This is a genomic window from Mycobacterium sp. NPDC004974, from assembly GCF_053600815.1.
In genome coordinates this window covers 374183-399480 of sequence record NZ_JBSGAQ010000002.1, presented here as the reverse complement: position 1 = coordinate 399480, position 25298 = coordinate 374183, and the positions used below count along the sequence as shown (strand labels likewise).

At 64.3% G+C, this 25298-nt stretch carries 19 protein-coding genes; 11 read left to right on the top strand and 8 right to left on the bottom strand.

The features are described from left to right. The first annotated feature begins 212 nt into the window (after nucleotides 1-212). The 3 genes from ACWEFV_RS06830 (at nucleotide 213) to ACWEFV_RS06820 (ending at nucleotide 4266) form a co-directional block, all read left to right on the top strand. Entirely contained in the window at nucleotides 213-980 is a 768-nt protein-coding gene (locus ACWEFV_RS06830) for a GntR family transcriptional regulator (protein WP_450069570.1), read from the top strand. Between the two features lie 447 nt (nucleotides 981-1427). Beyond that, nucleotides 1428-2690 carry a COG4705 family protein gene (locus ACWEFV_RS06825; protein ID WP_450069569.1) on the top strand — a complete coding sequence of 421 codons (1263 nt, stop codon included), beginning with the start codon at nucleotides 1428-1430 and terminating at the stop codon, nucleotides 2688-2690. Nucleotides 2691-2886: 196 nt separating this feature from the next. Next, entirely contained in the window at nucleotides 2887-4266 is a 1380-nt protein-coding gene (locus ACWEFV_RS06820; RefSeq protein WP_450069751.1) for a HAMP domain-containing sensor histidine kinase, read from the top strand. Here the strand turns inward: ACWEFV_RS06820 and ACWEFV_RS06815 are convergent. From ACWEFV_RS06815 to ACWEFV_RS06805, 3 genes are all read right to left on the bottom strand, one after another. Then, complete coding sequence (locus ACWEFV_RS06815) at nucleotides 4227-4904, bottom strand: response regulator transcription factor (RefSeq protein WP_450069568.1); 678 nt, start codon at nucleotides 4902-4904, stop codon at nucleotides 4227-4229. The two genes, ACWEFV_RS06820 and ACWEFV_RS06815, sit on opposite strands and share 40 nt — an antisense overlap. Before the next feature lie 34 nt (nucleotides 4905-4938). After that, on the bottom strand, nucleotides 4939-5109 hold the full coding sequence (locus tag ACWEFV_RS06810) for a hypothetical protein (RefSeq protein WP_450069567.1): 171 nt from the start codon (nucleotides 5107-5109) through the stop codon (nucleotides 4939-4941). A gap of 144 nt (nucleotides 5110-5253) precedes the next feature. Further along, on the bottom strand, nucleotides 5254-5754 hold the full coding sequence (locus tag ACWEFV_RS06805; RefSeq protein WP_450069566.1) for a DUF523 domain-containing protein: 501 nt from the start codon (nucleotides 5752-5754) through the stop codon (nucleotides 5254-5256). Nucleotides 5755-6071: 317 nt separating this feature from the next. On the opposite strand from ACWEFV_RS06805, the gene ACWEFV_RS06800 reads away from it, so the two are divergent. Next, nucleotides 6072-6611: a TetR/AcrR family transcriptional regulator gene (locus ACWEFV_RS06800; RefSeq protein WP_167857683.1), complete on the top strand. Its 540-nt coding sequence runs from the start codon at nucleotides 6072-6074 to the stop codon at nucleotides 6609-6611. On the opposite strand, the gene ACWEFV_RS06795 is transcribed toward ACWEFV_RS06800, so the two are convergent. Then, nucleotides 6608-7582: a winged helix-turn-helix transcriptional regulator gene (locus ACWEFV_RS06795; RefSeq protein ID WP_450069565.1), complete on the bottom strand. Its 975-nt coding sequence runs from the start codon at nucleotides 7580-7582 to the stop codon at nucleotides 6608-6610. The two genes, ACWEFV_RS06800 and ACWEFV_RS06795, sit on opposite strands and share 4 nt — an antisense overlap. Nucleotides 7583-7790: 208 nt before the next feature. On the opposite strand from ACWEFV_RS06795, the gene ACWEFV_RS06790 reads away from it, so the two are divergent. Then, nucleotides 7791-9608: a PE-PPE domain-containing protein gene (locus tag ACWEFV_RS06790; RefSeq protein ID WP_450069564.1), complete on the top strand. Its 1818-nt coding sequence runs from the start codon at nucleotides 7791-7793 to the stop codon at nucleotides 9606-9608. Nucleotides 9609-9783: 175 nt separating this feature from the next. Here ACWEFV_RS06790 and ACWEFV_RS06785 read toward each other — a convergent pair whose 3' ends face one another. Then, a complete protein-coding gene (locus tag ACWEFV_RS06785; RefSeq protein WP_450069563.1) occupies nucleotides 9784-12084 on the bottom strand; it encodes a hypothetical protein in 2301 nt (766 codons plus the stop codon). Nucleotides 12085-13189: 1105 nt separating this feature from the next. Between ACWEFV_RS06785 and ACWEFV_RS06780 the strand changes: the two genes are divergently transcribed. From ACWEFV_RS06780 to ACWEFV_RS06765, 4 genes are all read left to right on the top strand, one after another. After that, on the top strand, nucleotides 13190-14674 hold the full coding sequence (locus tag ACWEFV_RS06780) for an amino acid permease (RefSeq protein WP_450069562.1): 1485 nt from the start codon (nucleotides 13190-13192) through the stop codon (nucleotides 14672-14674). A 203-nt stretch (nucleotides 14675-14877) separates the two neighbouring features. Further along, nucleotides 14878-16299, top strand: a complete 1422-nt coding sequence (locus ACWEFV_RS06775; RefSeq protein ID WP_450069561.1) for an APC family permease — start codon at nucleotides 14878-14880, stop codon at nucleotides 16297-16299. Continuing rightward, entirely contained in the window at nucleotides 16296-17618 is a 1323-nt protein-coding gene (locus tag ACWEFV_RS06770) for an amidohydrolase family protein (protein WP_450069560.1), read from the top strand. The genes ACWEFV_RS06775 and ACWEFV_RS06770 overlap by 4 nt, the downstream gene beginning before the upstream one ends. An 86-nt stretch (nucleotides 17619-17704) precedes the next feature. Beyond that, the gene (locus ACWEFV_RS06765) at nucleotides 17705-19072 is read left to right on the top strand and encodes an AraC family transcriptional regulator (protein ID WP_450069559.1); all 1368 of its coding nucleotides are present in this window, start codon (nucleotides 17705-17707) and stop codon (nucleotides 19070-19072) included. 3 nt (nucleotides 19073-19075) lie between these two features. Here ACWEFV_RS06765 and ACWEFV_RS06760 read toward each other — a convergent pair whose 3' ends face one another. From ACWEFV_RS06760 to ACWEFV_RS06750, 3 genes are all read right to left on the bottom strand, one after another. Beyond that, entirely contained in the window at nucleotides 19076-20269 is a 1194-nt protein-coding gene (locus tag ACWEFV_RS06760) for a polyamine ABC transporter substrate-binding protein (protein WP_450069558.1), read from the bottom strand. A 595-nt stretch (nucleotides 20270-20864) separates the two neighbouring features. Continuing rightward, the gene (locus ACWEFV_RS06755) at nucleotides 20865-22334 is read right to left on the bottom strand and encodes a glyceraldehyde-3-phosphate dehydrogenase (protein WP_135451767.1); all 1470 of its coding nucleotides are present in this window, start codon (nucleotides 22332-22334) and stop codon (nucleotides 20865-20867) included. 166 nt (nucleotides 22335-22500) lie between these two features. Continuing rightward, nucleotides 22501-23529 carry an Ig-like domain-containing protein gene (locus ACWEFV_RS06750; RefSeq protein WP_450069557.1) on the bottom strand — a complete coding sequence of 343 codons (1029 nt, stop codon included), beginning with the start codon at nucleotides 23527-23529 and terminating at the stop codon, nucleotides 22501-22503. Nucleotides 23530-23619: 90 nt separating this feature from the next. Here ACWEFV_RS06750 and ACWEFV_RS06745 point away from each other — a divergent pair, with 90 nt between their 5' ends. Continuing rightward, nucleotides 23620-24363 carry a DsbA family protein gene (locus ACWEFV_RS06745; protein ID WP_450069556.1) on the top strand — a complete coding sequence of 248 codons (744 nt, stop codon included), beginning with the start codon at nucleotides 23620-23622 and terminating at the stop codon, nucleotides 24361-24363. Next, complete coding sequence (locus ACWEFV_RS06740; protein WP_450069555.1) at nucleotides 24360-25256, top strand: cytochrome c biogenesis CcdA family protein; 897 nt, start codon at nucleotides 24360-24362, stop codon at nucleotides 25254-25256. The genes ACWEFV_RS06745 and ACWEFV_RS06740 overlap by 4 nt, the downstream gene beginning before the upstream one ends. Nucleotides 25257-25298 lie beyond the last annotated feature (42 nt).

Genomic DNA, 25298 nt, shown 5'->3' with positions numbered 1-25298 from the left:
AACCGCACGGTTTCAGTTTTGCCGGTTTCAAATGGAGAAATCCGCTGCCAGATCATATGGAGCCCGCTGAACCCGCAGGTAAGGGTGCTATTGCCGGCGGAGTTCTAGAAGGCGAGCGACTCGCCGTGGGTTGTCATTCTCGATGGTCCCGAATGCTCCTCGCGCGCCGCCGGTCAGGCGCGGTTCAGCCCGTACCCAGGGTCCCGGTGTATATGTGGAATCTGGTCTGTATACAAGGAGAGAAGATGGCATACCAGAATGCCGCCGGACGGGTGGCTGCACGGCTGCGGTCGGAGATTCTGCAGGGTGACATCTGCCCGGGCACGAGACTTTCCCAGCAGAGCATCGCCGAACAGTTCGGGGTAAGCCGCATTCCGGTGCGTGATGCGCTCCAAACCCTCGCCGGCGAGGGGCTCGTACAGCCGTCGTCAAACGCGAGTGCGGTGGTGACCGGGCTGTCGGTCGCAGAACTGCAGGAAATCTACGAGTTGCGGGAGGCGATCGAGCCGCTTGCCACTCATCTCGCCGTATCGAATGTCGGTCGCGCCGACTTACTTACGATGCGCAAGCAATTGAAGATCATGGAAGAGCACTCGGATACGCGGACGTGGCTGGCTGCCAATACCGAGTTTCACGCCGCGGTCTATCGACGTGCGGGCCGTCCACGGATGATTGAGCTTGTCGAGCAGTTGAGACGTCTCGGTGATCGCTATATGTACGTCCACCTTGAGGTCCTGGGTAAGACCGAACACCTGACATCCGAACACCTGGAAATTCTCGCCGCAGTCGAGAAGGGTGACGCCGCCTTGGCCGCCCGGCTAACCCGGGAGCACCTGGCGACATCGCACCATTTCATCCTCAACTATCTGCTGGAGATTCAGGCCACGGCCGGTGACGAGGATGTGTTGATCGGTCTGCACGCCGGCCGTCATTCGGACACCGGACCCGAGCCGGCGACACCGCTTGGCGCAACACCGTGAAGGCCGTAGGCCGTCATGACCACCGGCGGTGAGAGTGGCCAACAGAGGCGCAACGATGCGTCCCGAGCCGACCGGATGGGAACGGCGTTCGATCGCACCCTCGTCAGCGAAGCCATGAAGCAGATGTCCCCGTCGCATCGTGCGGTGATTCGAGAGGCGTATTACAGGGGGCGGATGACCGGGCACATAGCCGCCGAGCGGAATGTCAGCGACGCTGTCGTGAAGGACGAGTTGCACACAGCCTTGTCTGCACTCCATTTGAGGTTGTTGGCGATGGCTGAGCAACGCGGCGCCCCGCAGCATGAGTAGTCAGCGCGTGATCGTGCCGATCAGCCGGGTCGCCCGTCACGTCCCGTCGAAGTCGACACCATCCCGCGAGTTCGATCCTCAACTCTGGACATTTGCTCCTCAGCGAGCGTTCAGCTAGCGGTCGGTACGTTGCCGGTCGTGACGGAGACGACGAGAAATGGGAGCGGCAGGGCCACGCGTGTAATGGTGAGTAAGGTCCCCGAAATCACCGTGTGGTTCTGGGTGATCAAGATTCTCTGCACCACCGTTGGTGAGAGCTTCGCCGACTGGATCAATATGTCGCTGGGCGTCGGATTGATCGCCACTGCGCTGATTTTCACGGTCGTGCTTGCCGCTGTCCTGATTTGGCAGCTGCGGCTCGAACGGTATGTGCCCTTTGTCTATTGGCTGACGGTCGTGGTGCTCAGCGTCGCAGGCACGCTCTACACCGACATCCTCACCGACACCTTCGCAGTGCCGCTCGCGGTGAGTGCGAGCGTCGTCGCAGCCGCGCTCGCCGTGGTCTTCGCGGTGTGGTTCGCGCGGGAACGGACCCTGTCGATCCACAGCATTGTCACCACGCCTCGCGAATTGTTCTATTGGCTTGCGGTCCTCGTTACCTTCGCGCTGGGCACGGCGGTCGGCGATTGGGTACTGCAGCTGACCGGCTGGGGACCTGGCGTCTCGGTACTGTTGCCTGCCGCCTTGATCGGTGCCGTCCTCGTCGGCTGGCGGTGCGGTGCAAACAGCGTGCTGTCCTTCTGGCTCGCCTACATTTTGACCCGGCCGCTGGGCGCCAATTTGGGCGACTGGTTCGCCACTCCGGCAACCGAACACGGCCTCGGTCTGGGTACTGCGCTAACCAGCGTGATTTTTCTGGCAGCGATCGCCGCTACTGTGCTGTATCTGACGCGCAGCAGGGTCGATGTCATCGCGGCGACTGCGCAGACAGGATTGAAGCCCCCGACAGTCTCACGTCCGGCCCGTGAGCACGCGATGCTCGGCTACTTCGGGGTGGTGGCCGCGGTCACCGGCGCGCTTCTCGTCTGGGCGGCCGGGCAGCCGCACCAAACGGCCGCTGCCGGCGAAGAGGACGCGAATGCCTCCACGTCGGTCGCGGCACTGTCGCCCGAACAGGTCACTGCGCATTTCCCGGCGGCGGACATCGCAACATTTCGCACCATCGCTGAGGACACGCTGACGAAGCTGCGGGCTGGAGATCAGACCGGCGCGACCGTACGGATCAAGGATCTCGAAACCGCTTGGGACGAACGTCAAGGCGCCCTGCAGCCGATGGATGTTGACACCTGGACGGGACTGGACGGCCAGATCGACGGTGTTCTCACCGCTTTGCGAGCGGCCCAACCCGATCCCGCGACTGAGAAGCAATCGCTTGACGCCCTACTGGCATCTTTGAGCTGAGCGTGACGAGAACTATCCCCATGTGGTCGGGAGTTGAGGCAGGCAGCTACCGGCACGTGTCGGCGTAATTTGTTCGTGGGGCTCCGGCCTGGGCCGTTGCTGCCAGTCGGGCAACGACGGCGGGCAATCTACTCTGACAATTGGTGAGGCTATGGATACAGGGTCGGAGGCGACTGACCGTCGGGCACTGCTGGCGATGCTGAGACGATGGCGCGGCTGGTTCGGTGGAATCGCAGTGCGATCGGGGGCGGTGGCGGCGATCGTGGTGTTGGCCGGTCTGGTGGTCGTGGGGTCGGTCTCGGCGGTATTGCTCTACCGATTTATGTGCGCCGATGTCGATAACGCCGCCGTCGCACGCGCGCAGGCGGTGGCCGATGTGCTGCGAAAAGAACCGCCTGATGAAGTGGAGTCGGTGCTGATGGACACCGATCACCGGATCGTGGCCGTGCAGATCGTCGACACCACCGGAACTGTGGTGCGCCGGTCGGATGCAGCGCCTAAGACGCCGTTGATTCCCTTGCAAGGCAATGATTCCCGCGTCGGGATCTTGGCAACTGATGATGACGATGTGCGAGTCAGCACTGTCCCGGCCACCTCCCGCGAAGGTGGCCCGTACACGGTATTGGTGGGCGGGGGCATCGAGCCGATCGAACTGATGATGTCCACTGTCGCGCGGATGCTCGCGATCACCGCCCCGATCGTCGCTGCGGTCGCCGCGATCGTCACCTATCTGTTGGTGCGCCGGTCGCTGCGGTCGGTGGAGGCCATCCGGTCGCGGGTGTCTGAGATCAGTGCGTCCGATCTCGCTGAGCGGGTGCCGGTCTCGGGTAGATCGGATGAGATTTCGGCTTTGGCGGTGACGATGAATGAAATGTTGTCCCGCATCGAGGCCGGCAATGCCGCGCAACGCAGATTTGTCGGGGACGCCTCCCACGAATTGCGCAGTCCCTTGGCCACGGTGGTGTCCGCCTTGGAGATCGGGGCCACGCATCCCGATGCCTTGGACAGAACCTTGCTCACCACAGCGCTGCTGCCCGAGGCACGCCGGATGCAGTCGTTGGTCGAGAACCTGCTGCTGCTGGCCCGCGCCGATGAGCACGGGCTACCGCTACGCCGCGTCGAGGTTGACCTCGACGATCTGGCCACCGCCGAGGTGGCGCGACTCAAACGCGAAACCACACTGCGGATTACGGCTCAGCTGTCGGCGGTGAAGGCCAGCGTCGATCCCGACGGCTTTGTGCGGGTGCTGCGCAACCTCGCCGACAATGCCGCGCGCCACGCCGCCACCGAAGTGACCGTCGTAGTCCGTGCCGAAGGGAACAACGCGGTGGTGCAGGTGATCGATGATGGGCCGGGAATCCCGGCCGCCCAGCGCGACAAGGTCTTTGAGCGATTTATCCGATTGGATTCCGACCGTTCCCGCCGCGGCGGCGGCACCGGCCTGGGATTGGCGATCGTCGCCGAGATTGTGGCCGCACACGATGGCAGCGTGACCATCAGTGACCGCGAGGCCATCGGGGGAACAGTAGTGACGGTTCAGTTGCCGTTGGCGAATTCGCCAGATTCCAGCCGGTAGCCCGCGCCACGCAGGGTGGTGATCGTGTGCGCGCCGACCTTGCGCCGCAGATAGCCGATATACACCTCCACCACGTTGTCGGGGCCGTCGTAGTGGCTGTCCCACACGTTGTGCAGGATGTCGGTTTTGGTGAGCACAGTGTCCTTGTGGCGCAACAGATATGCCAGCAGAGCGAATTCTCGCGGGGTCAGTGACACCGGCTCTCCAGCCCGGTGCACGACACGGCGTGCCGGATCGAGTGAGATCTCCCCGGCGGTCAGCACCACCGGGCGTTGCGGGGCGCCCCGGCGGATCAGGGCTCGTAAGCGGGCGGTGAGCACGATGAACGAGAAGGGTTTGGTCAGGTAGTCATCGGCGCCCAGGTCGAAGGCATCGGTCTGGTCGTAATCGCCGTCCTTGGCGGTCAGCATCAGCACGGGGGTCCACGTGCGCTCCGCGCGCATCTTGCGCAGCACCTCGTAACCATTGAGGCCGGGCAGCATGATGTCGAGCACAATCACGTCGAACTGCTCGTGGGTGGCCTGCCACAAGCCCTCGACACCGTCGGCGACGGCAACCACGACGAACCCTTCCGCGCGCAGGCCGGCGGTGATCGTTTCGGCCAGGCTTGGCTCGTCTTCGATCAACAGCACTCTCACCTGGTCAGCCTGTCACAGGTCACCGGGCCGCCCATCAGTTGCCGGGCAGCACTACCTCGACAGTGTCGGCGGGATTCTGGTGCTCGCCGACCGATGCCGCGGGTGCGTGTGGTGCCCGTTCTTGGGCCTCTGTGACCGTCACCGCCGCTGCTACCAGCATCAACGCACCGATGATCAGGTTTACCGCTTCTCGTCGGGCAGTCACGTCCATCAACACCTTTCACGGAGGTTTCGGCCGCTCATGTGGAGCGGCAATCGGTATACCTCAGGCTGGCAGTGGGTGGCTGTGAGAACGCTGAGCCTTGATGTGAAGCGTTTCCTGGCGAGGCTGTGATGCATCGGGTGATGATCAGGAATCGCAGTTGGAGCTGTTGAGCGGCGGCGAAACCACCGGGGTCTCGACGGTGTTGTCACCCGACCGTTCTTCAACGTGGATGCCGCAGCGGCGTAGTTCGGCCGCAACGACGCCATCGCCAGGCTGGAGGGCGCCGGAATGCGTTCCGTCGTAGATCGATCCGCAACCACATGACGGGCTGCGTGCTTGCAGGATGGCGCGCCGCGCACCCTTTTCGATGGCGGTGTCGGCAACTGCCTTGGCCCCGGCGATGAAAGCGTCGGTGAGATCGTCCCCGTGCACAGAGACCACCCGCGCACGCCCGTCGAGCACGTCATGGCCGTCGCCGCCGACGATCTCCGCTGCAGGCCGCGGGGTGGGAAGTCCGCCGAGCACTTCGGCGCAGAGCGGCAACGCCTCCCCAGCGGAAACGGCATCGATCACGTCTCTGTCGGGCCGAGCCCGCCCGTCGTATCGGCAAGGGATTCCACTCAGGCACGCGCTGACGATCGTCACCGGCCGATCTGACCCTTCGTCGCCTTCCTGCACTGCAGTCGACCTCCGCTTCCTCGCCGCCGGGTGCACCCTGCCACACGGCGTCGGACGGTGTATTTGGGCCTACCCGATCGATGATCCCGCGGTTGTGAAGTCTTGGCGAGGAGTACCGGATCTCGGAGTTCGGATCCTGTGGCGAGTGCGGCTGGGATGGCTGCCGGCGATACCATCAATGCGTGAAGCGCCGAACTCCGCAGCGTGAGCACGAACCGCTGCCGCGCGGGCTCCACAAACTCTCCCGCGACGAGGTGGTCACATCGCAACGCGGCCGCTTGCTCGTGGCTGCCACCGAGATTGCCGCCGAAAAGGGTTACGCTGCAACATCAGTTGCCGACATCCTGAAGCGGGCCAAAGTTTCCCGACTCACCTTCTATGAAATGTTCGACAACAAGGAGGCGTGCTTCATCGCTGCCTACGACCATGTCGCCACGGAAGTATCCCGCGGGGTCGGTGACGAGTTCAGCGCAGCGGGGGAACCCATGGAGCTCGTGGGCCGTGCGATCAAGTCCTATCTGCACGCGCTGGCGCGCGACCCCGAGTTGTCAAGGTTCTTTCTGATCGAATCGCATGCCGTGGGGCCGGTACTGACTGCGCGCCGGTTCGCCACCAATCGCGCGATCGCGGAGCTGATTGCCTCGAACTTCGGCGCATCGACAGAACGGCAGCGGGCGGTGTGCGAGGGATTTGTCGGAGCGATCGTGGCGCTCGTCTCCTCGCGCCTGATGACGGATGGACCGTCAGCCATTCTCGCCCTCTACGACCCGATCATGGATCTCGCGGGACCGATCTTGACGGTACTGCCCGAACTGGCCGGCTAGTTCGACGTCGGAAGGCCGAACACGGCGGCCATCCGGCTCAGCGCATCGCGGTCGCCGCTGAAAATTACCGAGCCCTCGGCCGCGGCACGCGGCGCCGGCTGCAGGCCAGCCCCCAGCGCCAGCAGCGAATACAGGTCAGTCGCCAGGATCACCGCAGCGTCCTCGGCAAGGCCCAGATGCATCTCGATAGCGCCGTCCGACACCCGCGCATGGAACGTCTGCTCGCCCACGCGGAACTCATAGGTCTCGTAAATACCTTGCGCAGCAACGCTATTGAAGGTCGACCTGACGGCACCCAGAATTCCGCAGTCGCCGCCCACTGCATCGAAGTTGGGCCCAAGGAGCGCGACCGCACGCTCGGCGGCCCGCATGTCACCGGTCAGCCGGGCCAGGTCGCGTGCCACTGCCTCTTCCACTACGGTCACCGACGCCCCCAGCGCCAGGAAAGTGCCGACATCGGATTCCATGCTGAAGGCAGGATCGTGGGCCGGCCCGTGGCCCGCGCGGGCGGTCCCGTCGTCAATTCGGATATGGAACACATCCTCGCCAATGCGGTACTCGTACGTCTCGCACAGATGCCGCGCCAGCGCCGGCCTAAAGGACGCTTCCAGGCATTGCAGCAACCAGGCCAGACGAAACCGGTTGCCGGGTTTGAGCCCTAACATGAGCATTCCCCAGCCATCGAGTTCATCGACGACGGGCCGCAAGGCCTGGCCCAGATCCGTCAGTTCATACACCGACGCGGCGGACGGCGCCGGAAGTCTGACCTGCCGGATTACCCCGCATTCCCGAAGGTTTCGGAGTCTGTCGGTGAGCATGCTCGGGGCGATGCCTGGCAGTGCCGACTGAAGATCGGTGAATCTGCGCGGACCGGCCAACAAATCCCGCACGATCAGGATCGTCCAACGCGACCCGATCACCTCCAGCGCACGGGCTGACGGCGCCGACTCCAACACGTGGCTGCGCTTCATTGCTGCCCCACTTCGTTTTTCAGTAGTGGATCGCGGTACTTGATTCGTTCGAACAACGTTGCGGCCCTGAATATCTCCCGTCCCGCAGGGCGAAAGCACCACTTCTTCCCGAACTATAGACAGCAGTGTTTATATTTGTGCAGACTTCGGCCAGAAATCGGGGAATCGAGCCCCCGGACGGTTCACACCGGCACTAGAAGGGTCGAACATGCGCACAATCCGCGGGCTTCTCATTGCCCTTGTCGCCGTGGTGGGGACTGTTGTCCTCACAGTGGCATCGGCCGCAACGACGCTGATCCAGCTGACCGCGACCACCGCGCTGATCATGGGTGGTACCGGGATGAAAACTCCCAGCCAGTCGTTCAGCAACGCCGTGAATGACGCCTATCTGCATCTGCCCGACCCGGACTTCAAGTGGGTGCAGACACCTGAGCACTTTTGGCCGGCAACGGGTCCAAACGACATGACGTTTGGTGAGTCGGTGGCTCTGGGCGTGCTCAGCCTGGACAACGACATCCGGACCACACCGGGGAAGAAGGTGGTGGTCGGCTACTCCCAGAGCGGGACCATTGCGACCCGCGAGAAGCGGCATCTCGACTATCTACGTTCACAGGGCGCCACCGGTCTGCCGTCGCCGGACGATCTGTCATTTCTGTTGCTCGCCAATCCGAACCGGCCCAACGGCGGAATTCTGGCGCGATTCCCGGGTCTGTACGTCCCCATCCTCGACGTCATGTTCGACGGCGCGACCCCCGACGACGAATACAAGACGATCGACGTGGCCCGCGAGTACGACCTGATTGCTGACTTCCCCGAATACCCGCTGAACCTGCTGGCCGACATCAACGCCTTCATGGGGTACTTCCAGCTGCATCCCTACTACGGGCCGGACCAGGTCAATCTCGACGATCCGAGCACCTACGAGTCGTACACCCAAGGGAATACGACCTACTACCGGGTGCGCACCCAGAACCTCCCGATCTTGCAGCCTCTGCGTGATCTTGGCGTTCACCCTGCACTGATCCATCTGATCGAGCCGGTGCTGCGCACCTTGATCGAGCTCGGTTACGACCGCACGCCCGAGAACATGGGCGTGCCTACCAGCGCCAAACTGTTTCGCCACATCGACCTCAAGAAACTCGCGGCCGACCTCGATGCCGCGATCCAGAAGGGCGTCAACGACGCGCTCAACGATTTGGGCATCAAGCGACCGCAGGAGCCCGAGAAGCCCGCACCGGCCGAGCCCAAGACGAGCGAACCCAAAACGAGCGAGTTGAAAACCAGCGAGCCCAAGACGAGCGAGCTGAAAACCACCGAGCCCAAAGCCGCGAAGGAACCCAAGCCCGTCGCCGATCCGAGCACCACTACGGCCGATGCCCCCTCGGTCAAGGGCGAGACGACGCCGAAACCGGAAACGCCCCTCCTGCAGCCGGTCCCGGTGCATGTGCTGCCGGGCACGGACGCGGAACTGGAAGCAACCGCAACGGCGACGGCGGTGTCTGTCACGGCCCCCTCGGCATCCGCTGCCCCCAAGGATGAGCCATCCACGACAGCGCCAGTGCGTACCGACGCGGGCACCGCTGGAGAAAACGTCGATGCCGCCCCAGCCAAGCCGGCGTCAGCCAAGCCGGACGGCGCCGAGGACGCCAAGAAGGACGACAGCGCCAAGCCGGACGCCACCACCAAGCCCCGCATTGCCAAGTCCGACAGCGCAACCAAGCCGGACGGCGCCAAGCCCGGCAGCACCGTCAAGGACGACAGAACTGGGGAGAAGGGCCGCCCTGCAACCAGCACCAAGACCGACGGCACAACCAAATCGGACGTCACCGCCAAACCTGCCAAGACCGTCAAGCGCGACCAAACCGGTCAGAAGGACCACAGCGCAACCGGTACTAGATCGGGAGGCGCCAGCGAGCCTGGCAGCAGCGTCGGACAGGACAAATCCACCAAGTCCGACGGTCCTAGCCAAAAGAGCGGCGGCACTAACACCAGCAAGCCGGACAAGACCAGGCACGAAGCGGCCTAGCGGGCAGGCCCGTGTGGCTCGCCGTTGATGTTCACGGTCGGACCACATTCGTTCGTGCCGTACAGATTTCGACCGAACACGGAATGGCCCCGTTTCCTGTGGCTGCGTTGGGGCGCCACTGGAAACGGGGCCGGTACCGGGTGCGTTAGGGGGAGTTACCCGGTACGTCTATCTCCTATTCGGAGCTACCGCTATTGGAGCCGCCGTTGCCGGAGCCGTTGTGCTGCTGGCGTTGCGTCTTCCTTTCCTGCTTGTCGGCCTGCCGCTGCTGATTGCGCTCGACAGCCTGGGCCTTGCGCTCGGTGGTGCGCTCGGCCCGGGTGGATTGCTGGTTGTCCGCCCGGTCGGCCTTCTGCTCCTGGCGGGTCGTCTTGCGGTCCTGGCTCTGCTGGTTGCGGAGTTGCTTGCGCTCAGCCCGCTTCGTGGGTGCAGGCGTAGCGTCGTCGCCGCCGGTGGCTCCTCCGGTGCCGGTGCCGGCATCGGTTGAGCCACTGCCAGTCGAGCCGCTGCCGGTACTGCTGCTGTTGTCGGTGCCTGACCCGGGTGTTTGGGCGCCACCGCCGCTCTCGGTTTCCTTGACTTCCTTGACGGTGTCATCTTTCACCGTGACCGTTGTGGTCTCGGTGCCCCCATCCGTGACCTTGACGGACCCTTCGTTCACGACCTTGACGGCGCCATCCGCATCCTTGACAGTCACCTCCTTGACGGCTCCGGTGCTCTCTACCGCGACTTCGGTGGCTACCTGCTTGACATCGACGACATCGTCCTTGGCGACCTCAGCCTTCGGCACCGAAACATTCACCAACGTCTTGGCCTGCGGAAGTGATGCCGGCCCAACCGATTCTGGTGCTTTCGGTTGGGGGACCTGGAAGCCGATGGCGGTCAGGAATCCGGCGGTGAGTGCGGTGGCGGCGGTTTGTCCGGTCAGGGCCAGGGAGGCGGCGATGTCCGAGAATGCCACGGCGCCAATGTCGGCGACGTCGGCGAGCCCGGCCAGGCTGGCATTGAACGCCGCCAGACCACCCAGCGTCAGGTTGCCCACCGCGTCGCGGATGCTGCCCGGGCCGACCAAGGCTGCGGCTGTCGCAGTGGCTTGCGACACCGGCGGTTGGAAGCCGATCGCGTTCAGGAACCCGGCAGTCAGTGCGGTGGCGGCGGTCTGTCCGGTCAGGGCCAGGGAGGCGGCGATGTCCGAGAATGCCACGGCGCCAATGTCGGCCACGTCGGCCAGCCCGGCCAGGCCGGCATTGAACGCCGCCAGACCACCCAGCGTCAGGTTGCCGACGGCGTCGCGGATGCCGCTCGGGCTGACCATCGCTGCGGCCGCCAGTCGGCTGGTCTGCTCTTCGGTCGGGACCTGGAAGCCGATGGCGGCCAGGAACCCGGCAGTCAGCGCGGTGGCGGCGGTCTGTCCGGTCAGGGCCAGGGAGGCGGCGATGTCCGAGAATGCCACGGCGCCAATGTCGGCCACGTCGGCCAGCCCGCCAAGGCCCGCGTTGAAGGCACCGAGGAAACCCAGCGTCAGGTTGCCGACGGCATCACGGATACCGCCGGGGCTGACCATTGCCGCTGCGGCCGTTGTCGCCGAGTGCGGGAGCTGGAAGCCGATGGCGGCCAGGAACCCATTCGTCAGCGCGGTGGCGGCCGTCTGCCCGGTGACGGCCAGGGACGTCACGGCGTCCGAGAACGCCACGGCGCCAATGTCGGCCACATCGGCCAGCCCGCCCAGGGTGGCGTTGACCGCCGTCAGGAAGCCCATGGTCAGGTTGCCCACGGCGTCGCGGAGATCGTTGGTGCTGACCATGGTTCTCGCCGCCGCTGCGGTGGCCGCACCTCCCTCGGCCGGCATCTCGAAACCGATGGCGGCAAGGAACCCTGCGGTCAGCGCAGTCGCGACGGTCTGTCCGGTCAGCGCCAGGGAGGCGGCGATGTCCGAGAACGCCACCGCGCCGATGTCGGCCACATCGGCCAGCCCACCGAGGCCGGCGTTGACCGCCGTCAGGAAGCCGAGTGTCAGGTTCCCGATGGCGTCGCGGATGTCTGCCGTGCTGACCAGTGTGGTCGCCGCTGCCGAGGCATTCTGACCGGCTGGGATCTCGAAACCGATGGCGGCGAGGAATCCCGCCACCAACGCGGTGTTCATCGTCTGTCCCGTCAACGCCATCGATGACGCAATGTCCGAGAACGCCGTCGCGCCGATGCCGGCGACGTCAGCCGCGCCGGCCAAGCCGATGTTGAATGCCCCGAGCCCACCAAGGGTGAGGTTTCCGATCGCGTCACGGATGGCGGCCGCGCTCGGCAGCCCCAGCAGCGCCGAGCTCAGCGCCGTCGGCGTGTAATCGGAAAACACCGCCGACAGGTCGTCTGCCCGGACTGTGATGTCCGGCGGCGTAGGGGCGATCGGACTAGCAATCAATGCTGTCGCTCCGACCGCCGCGATTCCGGCGGTGAGATATGACCGTGCAGCAACTTCCATGGCTTCCCCTTGGGTGGTGTGGATCTTGGACGAGCAAACCGTACCTGAGAGCCAGATAAGTAGCCGACCAATTCTTTGAATTTGGTTTTCTCGGCTTTCTTCGCCTTTGCTGCGTATTTGCCCACCATCTGTAGCGGCAGATGTGCGATCGTGGCGTATCGCCATCTTTCGGCAAACAATTGTTGGAACTTTGCCGGCGGTTGGCACTGGCTCCGTGGGCCGGTGTCGCGGCCAGGAACTCGGAATAGCTGAATCTGGGGCTTCGTGCGGATGCGCGACGAAATATGTGCCAGGGCGGCAGGCGTGAGAATTTGCATGAATTGCACGTGGCGCCTCTCTGTCGGGCGTTGCCGTCAGCGTGTCGGGTGCGACGTCGACGATTCAGCAATCCGCGTGTGAACATCCGGTTGAAGCGTGGAGGCTTAACTGAATCTGCAGGTAGAGCTGATTTTGTCGGTCGGGTATCGCCGTGTGTTTCGGGGAGGTACCGGAGTGTCGTCGTCGTGTCGGACCGCGTGTTGCTCCGGTCGGCCCGGCTTCGAGGTCGGTTGCGGGACCGGGGATCGCCACCCGGCCGAGTTGCGGGTCTGCTTGTTGCCGCCGTTCTGGGCGGGTGCGGAGTCGGCCGCCGGTTGGTTTCGGGCGGCTGGTTCGCCAGTCGCGGTCGGGCACTGTCGCTGTGCCGACTCCGTTAATGATTATTTGAGGGTGGCCTGGCCACTCATGCGCTGGCTACGGGGTGCCTCTATTGTGTTGCTAAAGGGATCGTTCGCCCTTGCTAAAGGGTTCGATGCGCATCATTCGGCCCCATCATGACTCTCGGATCAGGGATGCACTCCAGTTGTCAGCAAAGGTTGTATAGGTAGTCTTCGCTAATCTGCTCCGTGCGGCTGATCGAGCGCCGAAACCGTTCGTTTCGCAAACTATCTAGGTCGCCTGAATGTGGCCTCCGGCTGCGGCAGCCCTACCAAGGCGTCTGGCCACCATCTCGGCGCGATGTTAGACATTCGCACAAAATTGCGGATTCAGGATGTGCCTCAATGCGGCTTTTGGGGAGTCTTGGCGCTCGTCAAGATTGGGCCACTTCAGCCTCAAGGAGGAAATAGTGGTACTTGGCAGCCCGGAGCGTATTGCCGACAGTGCGGGCACCCCGACCGGCACGAACGGTCACGATGTCCTCAACCGTGGCTTCAGCTTCCGGGCTGCGCTGTCACTGGCGTTCGCCGACATCTCGCCGATCGTGGCCCTGTACGCGATCTTCGCGCTCGGCCTGTTCGCCGCCGGCCCCCGATTCTTCTGGGCCTTCCCGATCGTGCTGTGCGGCCAGTTGCTCGTCGCGCTGGTGTTCGGTGAGTTGGCGTCACGGTTCCCCTACGCGGGCAGTGTCTACCAGTGGGCACGGCACGCCAAAGGTACGACCTGGGGCTGGACGGCAGCGTGGGCCTACATCTGGGGTCTGACCCTGACACTCTCCACAATGGCCTACGCCGCAGCGGGGTTCATTCTCGAGGTGTTCGGTGTCAGCTCGCCCGACCGGTGGGTGCTCAGCGCGGTGGCGATCGGCGTCATCAGCTTCACGACGGCGGCCAACATGATCGGCCGGCAGGTCCTCAAGGTCATGATCGTCGCGAGCATCATCTGCGAGATCGTCGGCTCTGTCGTGCTGGGCACCGTGCTGTTGCTCTTCCACCGCGTCAACCCGGTCTCGGTTCTCTTCGAGGGCCTCCCGGGAGATCACGGCAGCATGCTGAGCACGATGCTCGTCGCGGTCGCCTTCGTGGGATGGGCGTTCCTGGGCTTCGAGTCCGCGGGTTCGATCGCCGAGGAGGTGGAGAATCCGGAGCGCAATGTCCCGAAGGCGATTGTCTTCGCGCTGCTGCTGGTCGGCGTCATCGTGATGTACTCCGCAGTCGCGGTCATCCTCGCGATCCCGGACATGTCGGCGGTACTCACCGAGCAGAGCGGTGACCCGGTGTCGGCGACGCTGACGGCGCAGCTCGGTTCCTCGATCGCCAAGCCGCTGCTGCTGATGTTCGTCATCGGCTTCATGTCCGCCTGTCTGGCGGTCCAGTCGGCGGTCTCCCGTGCCGTCTACGGGATGGCACGCGACCGCGCCCTCCCGGGGGCCGCAGTGCTGTCGAAGCTCGCCGGCCCCGAGCGGATGCCGATCTTTGCGATCGGTCTGACGGCGGTGGTCGCCGGCACCTTCCTGCTGTTCGCCGGCTCGGATCTGTACAACGTCCTGGTCAACTTCTCCGTGATGGGTCCCTACATCGCCTTCGCCGTGCCCGTCTTCGCCGCCGCCCTGACCCGGCTCGCCGGGCGCTGGGTTCCCGGCGTCTTCACCCTGGGACGCTGGGGTGCCCCGGTGACCTACGCGGCGGCCGCATGGCTGGCCTTCGAGGTCGTCAACGTGCTGTGGCCGCGCACGCAGCCCGGGCAGCCGTGGTTCGTCAACTGGAGCATGGTCATCTCACTGGTGAGCCTCGGCATCCTGGGGGCCGCCGTGTATGCGAAGTGCAAGGACCGGATCACCGTGCCGGTCGGTGAACGGGTCGGTGCCGAAGCAGCTGAGAATCGGGAGCCGTAAACCGGACTGGGTAACTGCTTGACGACGCCCTGGCGGGCCCACCGCCAGGGCGTCGTCGGCGTTCCGAAGGCGACGCGCCCGCGACGGACAGCGAGCGCAATCGTCATGTCGATCCAGCGTCGTAGCCATGTCCCGACGGCATGGAAGTCCCATAGATTTCCAGCCTGAACTCGGGGAAACAGGTTCGCCGACGCGGAGGTGACATGGCGATCGAAGACCAGCAGGGGCACGACGTAACGCTCAAGCGAGTGCTCACTCTGCGGTATCTGGTGGTCTTCGGACTGGCCTATCTGGCGCCCACGGTGGTCTTCAACTACTACGGCATCATCACCAGCCTGACCGGCGGAATGATGGCGCTGGCATACGTAATCACCACTGTCGTCATGTGTTTCACCGCCTACAGCTACGCCAACATGGTCAAGGCGTTCCCGGTGGCCGGCTCGGCGTATACCTACGTGCAGAAAGCAGTCAACCCGTGGCTCGGGTTCTTCACCGGCTGGGTGATGCTGGTGGATTATCTGCTGCTGCCGATGATCTGCTACCTGCTCGTCGGCATCTACCTGAACGAGTTCGTGCCCGCCGTGCCGGTCGCGGTCTGGGTTGTCGCAGCCGCCACCCTCGGAGCGTGGACGAACATCGTCGGGGTCAAAGCCACCGGGCGGATCAACACCGTGATCATCGCCGCCCAGGTGCTGTTCTCGGTGGCGCTGATCGGCCTGATCGGTTTCTATGTGGCGCGCGGCGGCGGCAGCGGGACGCTGTTCTCGTCCACCGCGCTGTTCAACCCGCAGACCTTCGACTCGGGCAATGTGCTGCTGGCGGCATCCATTCTCGCGGTGTCGTTCCTCGGATTCGATGCCGTGTCCACCATGGCGGAAGAGACCGTCGAGCCGGCCAAGACGGTGCCTAGAGCCATCATGATCGTCCCGATCGCCGCGGGCATCGGGTTCGCCATCATCTCGTACTTCACCCAGATCGCCTGGCCGAGCGCCAATACAGAGATCTCGAACCCGGACGCCGGGATCTTCGAACTCCTGACCAGGGTCGGCGGAAACGCGTTGTCCACCGTCTTCCTGGTGACCGACAACCTCGCCAGCCTCATCTGCGCCATGGCCGGGTTGGCTGCCGCGTCGCGCATCCTCTACGGGATGGGCCGTGACGGCGCGCTGCCACGGCGTTTCTTCGGTTCGCTCAACCCACGCTTCCGCACGCCCGTCAACAACATCGTGCTGACCTCGCTGATCGCGCTGAGTGCCGTGTTCTACGCAGACAACCTCACTGGCGCAGCATCTTTGATGAGCTTCGGTGCCCTTACCGGATTCGTCCTCGTCAACTACTCGGTGATCAATCACTACTTCGTCCGCAATCGGCGGCGGCATGGTGCGGACCTGCTGCGCTTCCTGATCCTGCCGGGCATCGGTGTCGTCGTGAGCCTGCTGCTCTGGATCAACGTCGACTCCTCGGCCAAATTGCTCGGGTTGAGCTGGTTAGCGCTCGGCGTCGTATATATCGCCTTCACCACCAAGGGGTTTCGGAATCCTCCGGTCACGCTCCGTCTGGAGGACGCCACCGGTGAAGACCCCGAAGACAACCGCACATCACTACCGGAGGCCATTACATCGTGAATGTCGAGAACAACTTTGCTCTGCTGTCCGTGACCGTCGTCGACGGACGCGGCGGAGATCCCGTTCCGGATCAGGCCGTGGTCGTCCGGGACAGACGTATCCACTCGATCGTCCCGATGACGGAGTATCGGCGCTGCGACGAGATCACCGAACTGGACCTCGACGGCCACTACGTCATGCCGGGCTTGATCGATGCCCACGTCCACCTGTCCGGCGGCCGCGCGCAGATCGACGATCAAGAACTCGGGGTGATCGCCGAGCCGAAGTTGATGCGGGCGGTGCGCTCGGTTTACGAGGCGCAGCAGCTGCTCAAGCGCGGGTTCACCACCGTCCGCGACATCTCCTGGAACGGGCTGTACCTCAAGAGGTTGTTCTTCGAGCAGCAGATCCCGGGCCCCAAGGTCATCGCCTGCGGGCCGGGTCTGACCCGCACCGGCGGCCACGCCGACCTGTTCCAGTTCACCCCCGAGTACGTGCGGGAGAACGGTGTGTGGGGCCTGGTCGCCGACGGCCACGACGAGATAGTCAAGGCCGTGCGCTTCCTGCTCCGCGAAGGCGCCGACGCGATCAAGATCTGGGCGAGCGGTGGGGACAACTGGCCGCACGACCGCAACGCCGACGTGCACTACTCCCTGGATGAGATGCGGGCAGCCGTTGAGGAGGCACACCGCCAGAAGGGCACGATCGTGCTGTGCCACGCCGAGAACCGCGAGGCGATCCAGATGGCGGTCGACGCCGGCTGCGACACCATCGAGCACGGCGAGGACATCGATGAACAACTCGCCCGCCAGATGGCCAGGCAGGGCACGATTCTGGTGCCCACGCTGCAGTTGATCGTGAACTGGTACCGCGACTTCATCCCGGTCGGCGAGGCCGCCGAGCCCAAGGTTCGCCCCGACGCGTTTCTCTACCGCGACCATTACCACCACCACGACGAGGAGTTCGGCGAGGAGTACAGCAAGCGCGCGGTCGAGAGTTTCCAGACCGCCAAGGCCGCCGGAGTCAAGATCGCGCTGGGTTCCGACACCGTCTACGAGCCTCTGACCAAGTACGGCGAATACAGCGCGCTCGAATTCCGTGCCCTGGTCCAACACGGGCTGACGACCAGCGAGGCCATCACCGCGGCAACGCAGACCGGGTCGGAGGCCGTTGGAATGTCGCACGTGCTCGGCACCGTCGAGCCGGGCAAGCTCGCGGATCTGCTGGTGCTGCGGCGCGACCCGACTGAGGACCCCATGGTCATCTACGACGCCTCGAACATCTACCTGACCTTCTGTGACGGCAAGCTGACGGTGGAGAACGGTCAGTTCGTTTGGTAGCGGTTTGTCCGGGCGTTACGCTGGGCGCTCCGGTCGTCCTGACCGGAGAAGCCCGGCACCTGGCCGGGGCAATGGAGGCGCCCCGCGTGGGCGGCACGGTGATGTTCGAGTCGGTCGTCAACTTCGCTGCAGGCACAGCGGTGCGCACCGGCGTGCATTCGATCCGGCGTACCAGCCTGCACCGGCACCCCGGTGTGGTCGAAATCGCCTACGCGCTGCAGGGCGGGCTACGCGTCCAGGTCAGCTGCGAGACGTTCGAACTGGAACCCGGCGACTTTGCGGTCATCAATGCAGGCGATCCGCATCTCCTCAGCGGATCCGCCGACAATGTCACCGCACTCGTCCACATCGACCTCGAGCAGTTCCAGTCCGTGGATCCCTTTGTCCAACAGATCATCTTCGCCTGCGAGTCGTTCGACCTCCCGCGCTACCGCCGTCAAGAGGCGTTGATGCGGGGCATGCTGCTCGACCTCATCAGCGGCGGAATGGAATCCGCGGATCTCGGCGCGGGGCGGACAGACGCGGTGTGCGAAGAATTGGTGCGTCTGCTGTGCACCGGTTACTCATTGGAGAATTACTACAACCGTGAGGCTGCTCCCCGGGCGGGGCAGCGTGAAAAGTTCCTCACCATTCTCGGTTTCGTACGTGAGCATCTGGACCGGCGCGATGTCCTGGAACTGACAGCCGCGGCACTGCACTACTCGAAATCCTATGTGTCGCATCTGGTCAAGGACGTCGCGGCGGTCAGCTTCAGTGATCTGCTCGGATTTCTGCGGGTGTCGCGAGCCGAGTTGCTACTGCTCACCACTGACGACACCATGCTGGAGATCGCCGCGGCCTGTGGCTTCTCCGACGTGAAGTACTTCACCCGGACATTTGTGGACTGGTTCCACCAGTCTCCGATGGAATACCGAAGGCGCTGTACGCCAGAGATCCTGCGGGACAGCGATATCGGCGACGTGCCCGCTGCCGCGGCGGCGGCGCTCGTCCACGACCACCGACGGCAGGTCGCCTCGCCGGCGGAACGCCCGCGGTTGAGCGTCACGCCGCTGCTGCTGAAGAACATCGGCTCGCGGATGGATCTGTTCGATGCCGTCCGTTCACACCGCCAAGACCTGATTCCCAGCCGTCCACTGCCCGCTGATCCGCCGACCGGTCGGCCTCACCTGGTGCCGATCAGAGTCGAAATGTCGGATCTGGACGATGGCCGTCTGGTCAACGGTCTTCCCTCCTTCGAACAGATCCATGCCACCGCATGCCTGGTGTTGGGATTCTCGACCAAGGTCGCCACGCTGGCCCTCGTCGACGCATTGGCACAGCGATTACCTGACACAGGACCGGTCCCGATCTGGCTGACCTACAGCGCCATGCATGACCGGGGCAGCGTCGACGAGGTCGTCGCCCATGCGGACGCGGTGCACGGCCTGCAGATCCAGGCGATCTTCATCCCCTGAATCTCAGCCCCCGGTGATCGCCGCGTAAGCGCTCGCGAACTCCTTGGTCTGCTCGTCGCTGAGCGCGGGCCACTGCTTCACGCGGTCGAGCGTCGATTGCGGCGGGTTGATCAGCGGGTTGGCGGCGGCGCTGGGGTCGAGCTTGTTGAGGTCGTCGGTCATGTCCGTGAGAACCGGGATATAGCGGGTGAAGACAACGAGTTTCGCGTAGTTGGGCCTGTCGTACACGTAGTCGATCCACGCCTCGGCCGCCTTCTGGTTCTCCGCGGTATACGGGATCACCATGCTCTGCAGGGTCAGCGTCCCGCCCGAATCCGGGATGACGAACTTCAAGTCCGGGTTGTCCTTCTGCAACTGCACGATATCGCCCGAATAGGCTTGTGCGACAGCGATGTTGCCAGCGGCAAGATCGCTGGCGTAGTCGTTCCCGGTGAACCGCCGGATCTGTCCCTTTTCTGTCTGTTCACGAACGACATCGGCGGCCTTCTGAACGGATTCACTACTGGGATTCTCGGGGGAGTTGCCCTGGGACAGCATGACCATTCCCAATCCGTCCTGGACATCGGACAACATGCTGACCTTGCCCTTGAATGTGGGATCCCACAAGTCGTCGATCTTGGTGATGTCCCGGCCGGTCGCGGCCCGGTTGTAGGCGATCCCGACCATGCCGGACATGTACGGCGCGGTGAACTTACGGCCGGGGTCGATACTCGCGTTGAGCAGACCGGGCTGGAGATTCTTCTTGTTGGACCAGCGCGACTCCCGGATGTCGTTGAGCCATCCGAGTCGGTGCAGGCGCGCGGCGATGGTCTCCGAAGGGATCACCAGATCGCAGCCGATGGACTGGCGCCGCGACAGCGGTTCGCGGAATTTGGAGAACCATTCCTCGTCGTCGTTGTAGTCCTCGCGGTAATCGACGGTCAGGCCGGAGGCCTTCTGGAATCCCGCGACGAAGCCGTCGGCGATGTAGAGCGGCCAATTGGACACCCGCAGAACACCGGTAGCCGGGGTGCCGTCATCTGCGGGAACGGTGGCCGGTGTGGACCCTGGGCCCGCGTCCGACCCGCACGCAGCCAGCAGCGCCGGACCCACTACGGCTGCCGCGGCTGCGGCCGCACCGCCGCCGAGGAAGCGTCGGCGATTGAAACCGCCGGTCGAAACCTGTGCCGAGAGTCCCTGGCTGCCGTCGTTGAACATGGCATTGGACGCTAAGCGAGATCGCATCACCTCCGACATGCCGATGCCGCTGAGCTGACATGACGATTACGCCGAGACTGATGAACCGAAGCGGGCATTGCAGATCCGACCTGTTGGCAGAGTGTCAACGAGTTCACCGGATCCGTTACATTGCGTCACCCAGACCCGACCGGCGAGCGGCCTAAGGTCTGCGTTGTGCGCGATGACCGATCACGGGACCGCACCGCCAGAGTGTCAGTACGTCTGTAGAGGTTGCTTCATGAGTGGTGTTTTAGAGCGGCTGGCAACTGCCATGTACATAGCGATGACGGCAGCGTTCTTAGGGCTGGCATTCTCGGCTCTCATCGCGGTCTATATCGCTGCCGCCCCTCTCAAGCTCTTGAGCTCTTGGCGTTGATCGGCAGGCGAGCCTGATCTGTAACTGGTCGCGTCCCCATTTGTAGAAGACGCTCCAGTTTTCTCGGCACGTTGATGAAATGACCGCGCGGGCGGTAAGTCCGATTCCTATCGAGACCTTTCACGCATCGGGTGGATGCCCACCCGATGCCACTGCCGGACCACCGCTTTCACCGAGATCCCGAGATATCGTCGCCTGTTACGGAGTGCCCACGGCCGTCTGCTCCGCGCCCGCCCGCATCTGCGGATACGTCTGGTATTCGATACCGGACAGGTACTGCACCGTGCGCACGACCTGAGACGAGTAGCCGAATTCGTTGTCGTACCAGACATAGAGGATCACGTTGTCGTCGTCGACGATCGTGGCGTTCGCATCGATGATGCACGCCGCGCGTGAGCCGATGAAGTCGCTGGACACGGCGTCGGTCGCCGCGGTGTAGTCGAGGTTGCGGCTCAACGGACCCGACAGCGACGCCTGGCGCAGGTACTCCAGGGCCTCTTCCTTGGTGGTCGCACGGTGCAGTTGCAAGTTCAGGATCGCCACCGAGACATCCGGCGTGGGAACGCGGATCGAGCTCCCGCTGATCTTGGCCTTCAGGTCCGGCATCGCCTTCGCGACCGCGGAGGCGGCACCGGTTTCGGTGAGCACCAGGTTGAACGGCGCGGACCGGCCGCGACGGTCGGCGTTGTGGTAGTTGTCCAGCAGATTCTGGTCGTTGGTGAACGAGTGCACCGTCTCCACGTGGCAGCGCGCGATGCCGTACTCGTCGTCCATCGCCTTGAGCGGCGGAACGATCGCGTTGGTGGTGCAGGAAGCACACGAGAAGATCTGCTGCTCAAGATCGAGCGTTCGGTGGTTGACCCCGTGCACGATGTTCGGCACGTCGCCCTTGCCGGGGGCGGTCAGCAAGACCTTCGCGATCCCGGGGCGCAGGTGCTTGGACAGGCCGTCGCGGTCACGCCATTTGCCGGTGTTGTCGATCAGGATCGCGTTGTCGATGCCGTACTCGGTGTAATCGACGTTCGACGGGTCATCGCTGTGGATGAACTTGATGACATTGCCGTTGGCGATGAGGCAGTTGTTCTCGGTGTCGACCTTGATCGAGCCGTTGAACTGGCCGTGGACCGAGTCGCGGCGCAGCAATGACGCCCGCTTGGCCAGGTCGCCCTCCCCGTTGCTGCGGATCACGACGGCCCGCAGGTTCAGGCCGTTGCCGGATCCGGCTTTCTCGATGAGCAGGCGTGCGACGAGCCGGCCGATACGGCCGAACCCGTAGAGCACCACGTCCCGCGGCCCTTGCGGTTCGATCTTGTTTTCACCGGTCACGTCGCTGAGCACCTGCGCGGTGAACTCGGGCACGGACAGTCCGGCATCGCTGGCGCGATAGGCCATGACCAGCAGACCGAGGTCGATCTTCGACGGGCCCAGGTCCAGGTCGGCCAGCGCCTGCAGGAAGGGGAAAGTCTCTTCGACCGACAGTTCGTCGCCGCCCACCTGTCGTGCGAAGCGGTGCGTCCGCAGGATGCTGATGACGGATTTGTTCACCAGCGACCGGCTGTGCAGCAGAACCGTCACGCCCTTCGCCCGGTGCAGGGTGCCGATGATCGGGATCATCGCCTCCGCGAGTGCTTCTTGGGCATTCCAGTGGGCGAGTTCTGGCGAGTTCAAATCAATCGTCCTGTGGGTCGTGTGGGCTGGTCCCTCGGATGAGTAGCGCTTCGATGGTAGCGATTGGCCGATCTCACAAAACGCCATGGTCGGGCGGTGAGATCAGCAGTGGCCCAGGTCACAGGCGGAATATCGGGTCCGGAGGGGTCGCGGACCCGACGGGCCGTCACCGTAGAGCGCTGCCGCCGAGCCATTTGTCCCACGGCACGCCCCAGTCGCCGTTCTGCCAAACGGGCAGAGGCTCGCCGCCGGTGTTGCGCACTTCGAACACATCTCCGGGTTGTGAGAATTCGTAGAACCACCGCCCGTTGTCGGCGTTGACATTCAGGCATCCGTGCGACGTGTTGGTCTTGCCCTGCGCCCAGACCGTGCTGTCGAGTTGGTGGACATAGATCCCGTTGTTGGTGAGTCGAACCGCATTGTTGACGGTCACCTTGTAGCCCAGCCGTGAATCGACGGGCAGCCCGTAGGTGGAGGAGTCCATGACGACGGAGTTGGCCTTGTCCATCACGGTATAGACGCCCGGCTGGGTCCAGAACGAAATTGTCTTGCCGGCAACGGTCTCGGATCCGCCCATGCCCATCGAGGTCGGGATCGTGCGGACCAGCTCATCATTGCGGTAGACGCGGATCTGCTTGGTGGCGTCGTCGGCGATGGATACGTGAGATTCTCCGATGCGGAACGAAACTCGACTGCCTCCTTGGCCGGGGGCGCCGTCAATGCCCTGGCCGTTCGCGATCGCGACGACCTCGGTGCCCGGGCTGTAGTAGCTCTGCGGCCGCCAGTGGGCACGCTGGTTGTTCATCCAATACCAGGAACCTTCAACAGGCGGAACGGTCTTGACCGAGAGCTGCTTCTCTGCGGCCCCGCGGTCGGCAACCGGTCCGTCGAAGTTGGCCACGACGACCGTGCCGACACCGTATGTCCCACCGTCGACCAGCGTGGCGCCCGACGTTGTGGTGAAGCTCACCTGAGGCTCGCCGGGCGTCAGTTTTGTGAACATCGGCGTCTGCTGGGACAGCGCCCCGGCGGGGCCGCTGGACGTGGCCATTGTGTAGGCGGGGCCGTAGCCGAATGGGGCATCGGCCCGCCAGAAAGCCACGCCGATGGTCGCGACCAGGATCAGCGCGAATGCCGACAGGATTGGTACTGGCCGCTTTTGGGGTGAACCCACCGACATCCCGGCGTCTCCCATCTGTCCCTGCGTCCCGGCGACGCGGTGTGCTAGAACGGAATACGTAGCTACGGCGTAGCTACGTAGGCGAGGTTAGCATGGAGGTGCGCAGTGACCGGACGGCGAGAAAGCGTCAACAAGGACCTGATCTTCATCGGGGGGCTTGTTGTCATCGCGGCTGCCCTGATCGCCTACCTGCTGATACGTCCCGACAATGACGCGGTCTCCGCCGCGCCCGCCGCAGGGCCGTCGGCGACGTCCCTGGCAACCGGTGCCGAATCGTCCGGCGGCGCCGACGGGGGCCGCCCTCCGGTGGAGCGCCGTCAGGCGGGGGACCCGCTCGCGTTGGGTTCTCCCGACGCGCCCGTGGCATTGGTGGTGTTCTCCGACTATCGATGTCCGTTCTGCGCCAAGTTCAGCCGCAACATCGAGCCGGAACTCGTCAAGCGCTACGTCGATGCGGGCCAGCTCCGCATCGAGTGGCGTGACTTCGCGATCTTCGGCCCGCAGTCGATGTCAGCAGCACGGGCCGGACGCGCAGCGGCTGAGCAAGGCAAGTTCTGGGAGTTCAACAGGGCCGTCTACGCGGCCGCGCCGGAGCGGTCGAAGGCAGACCTGACCGACGAGGTATTGATCGGCTTCGCCAGGCAGGCCGGTGTCCCCGATATCGACAGATTCGCCACCGCGATGCGCGGAGACACGTTCGACGCCGCCATCAATGCCGATCTGGCGCAGGGCACCGGGATCGGCGTCCCCAGCACTCCGGCATTCCTGATCAACGACGTGCCGATGCTCGGTGCGCAGCCCACCGAGGACTTCGTGCGCGCCATCGACGGGGCGTTGGCCGGCCGGTGAGTGGCGTCGGACTGCTCGGAGCCTTCCTGGGCGGGTTGGCCTCCCTGCTCAGTCCCTGCTCGGCTCTGCTCCTACCGTCGTTCTTCGCCTACGCCTTCGATCGGGCGCACCTGTTGATCGGCCGCACCTTCGCGTTCTGGGTGGGGCTCTGCGTGGTGCTGGTGCCATTGGGCGCCGGCGTTGGGGCGCTGGGCAGCGTCGTCACGCGTTATCGCAGTGAAATGACCACGGCCGGTGGGCTGGTGTTGATCGGGTTCGGTCTTATTACGTTGCTGGGCAAGGGGTTCAGCCTGTCCTCCATGCAACGGATGACGGCACGGATCAACATCTCCGGCACCGCCTCGGTGCTCGCGTTGGGCGCTGTCTACGGACTGGCCGGCTTCTGTGCGGGCCCGCTGCTGGGTGCGGTCCTGACCATGTCGGCGATGGGGGCCGACCCGGCCTACGGGGCCCTGCTGATGGCGGTCTACGCCCTCGGGATGGCCGCGCCGCTGTTCCTGCTCGCCTGGTTGTGGGACCGCTTCAACCTGTCGAAGCGGACCTGGCTGCGGGGGCGACCGGTACGTCTGGGCCCGCTGGAGACCCACACCACCTCGCTGCTCACCGGGGCGGTATTCATCGTTCTCGGTGGGGTGTTCCTGTTCACCGACGGCACCGCGAATCTCGGCGGCTTGATGTCCGTCGACGCACAGTATGACCTGCAGGTTTGGCTGGGTCGACTGTCATCGGGCGTCAGTGATCCCTGGCTGATCCTGGGCGTGGTGGTGGTCCTCATCCTGTGGCGGTCAATTCGGTTGTGGCGGCGGCGTGCCCGTTCGCGAACCCCTGTCGCAGAATCTTCCGCTATGGACGCCGATTCCCGTGGCGGCGAGATCGGGAGCGTGGCGAAATGAGGCGAGCGGCTACTATCGCGCTACATAGGTTTGGCGTGCGAG

Bases quoted from the DNA above. Each gene is read 5' to 3' on its own strand.
- ACWEFV_RS06830 (WP_450069570.1), top strand. From the start codon at position 213: ATGTGGAATCTGGTCTGTATACAAGGAGAGAAGATGGCATACCAGAAT.
- ACWEFV_RS06820 (WP_450069751.1), top strand. From the start codon at position 2,887: ATGCTGAGACGATGGCGCGGCTGGTTCGGTGGAATCGCAGTGCGATCG.
- ACWEFV_RS06795 (WP_450069565.1), bottom strand. From the start codon at position 7,582: ATGAAGCGCAGCCACGTGTTGGAGTCGGCGCCGTCAGCCCGTGCGCTG.
- ACWEFV_RS06790 (WP_450069564.1), top strand. From the start codon at position 7,791: ATGCGCACAATCCGCGGGCTTCTCATTGCCCTTGTCGCCGTGGTGGGG.
- ACWEFV_RS06785 (WP_450069563.1), bottom strand. From the start codon at position 12,084: ATGGAAGTTGCTGCACGGTCATATCTCACCGCCGGAATCGCGGCGGTC.
- ACWEFV_RS06775 (WP_450069561.1), top strand. From the start codon at position 14,878: ATGGCGATCGAAGACCAGCAGGGGCACGACGTAACGCTCAAGCGAGTG.
- ACWEFV_RS06760 (WP_450069558.1), bottom strand. From the start codon at position 20,269: ATGTTCAACGACGGCAGCCAGGGACTCTCGGCACAGGTTTCGACCGGC.
- ACWEFV_RS06750 (WP_450069557.1), bottom strand. From the start codon at position 23,529: ATGGGAGACGCCGGGATGTCGGTGGGTTCACCCCAAAAGCGGCCAGTA.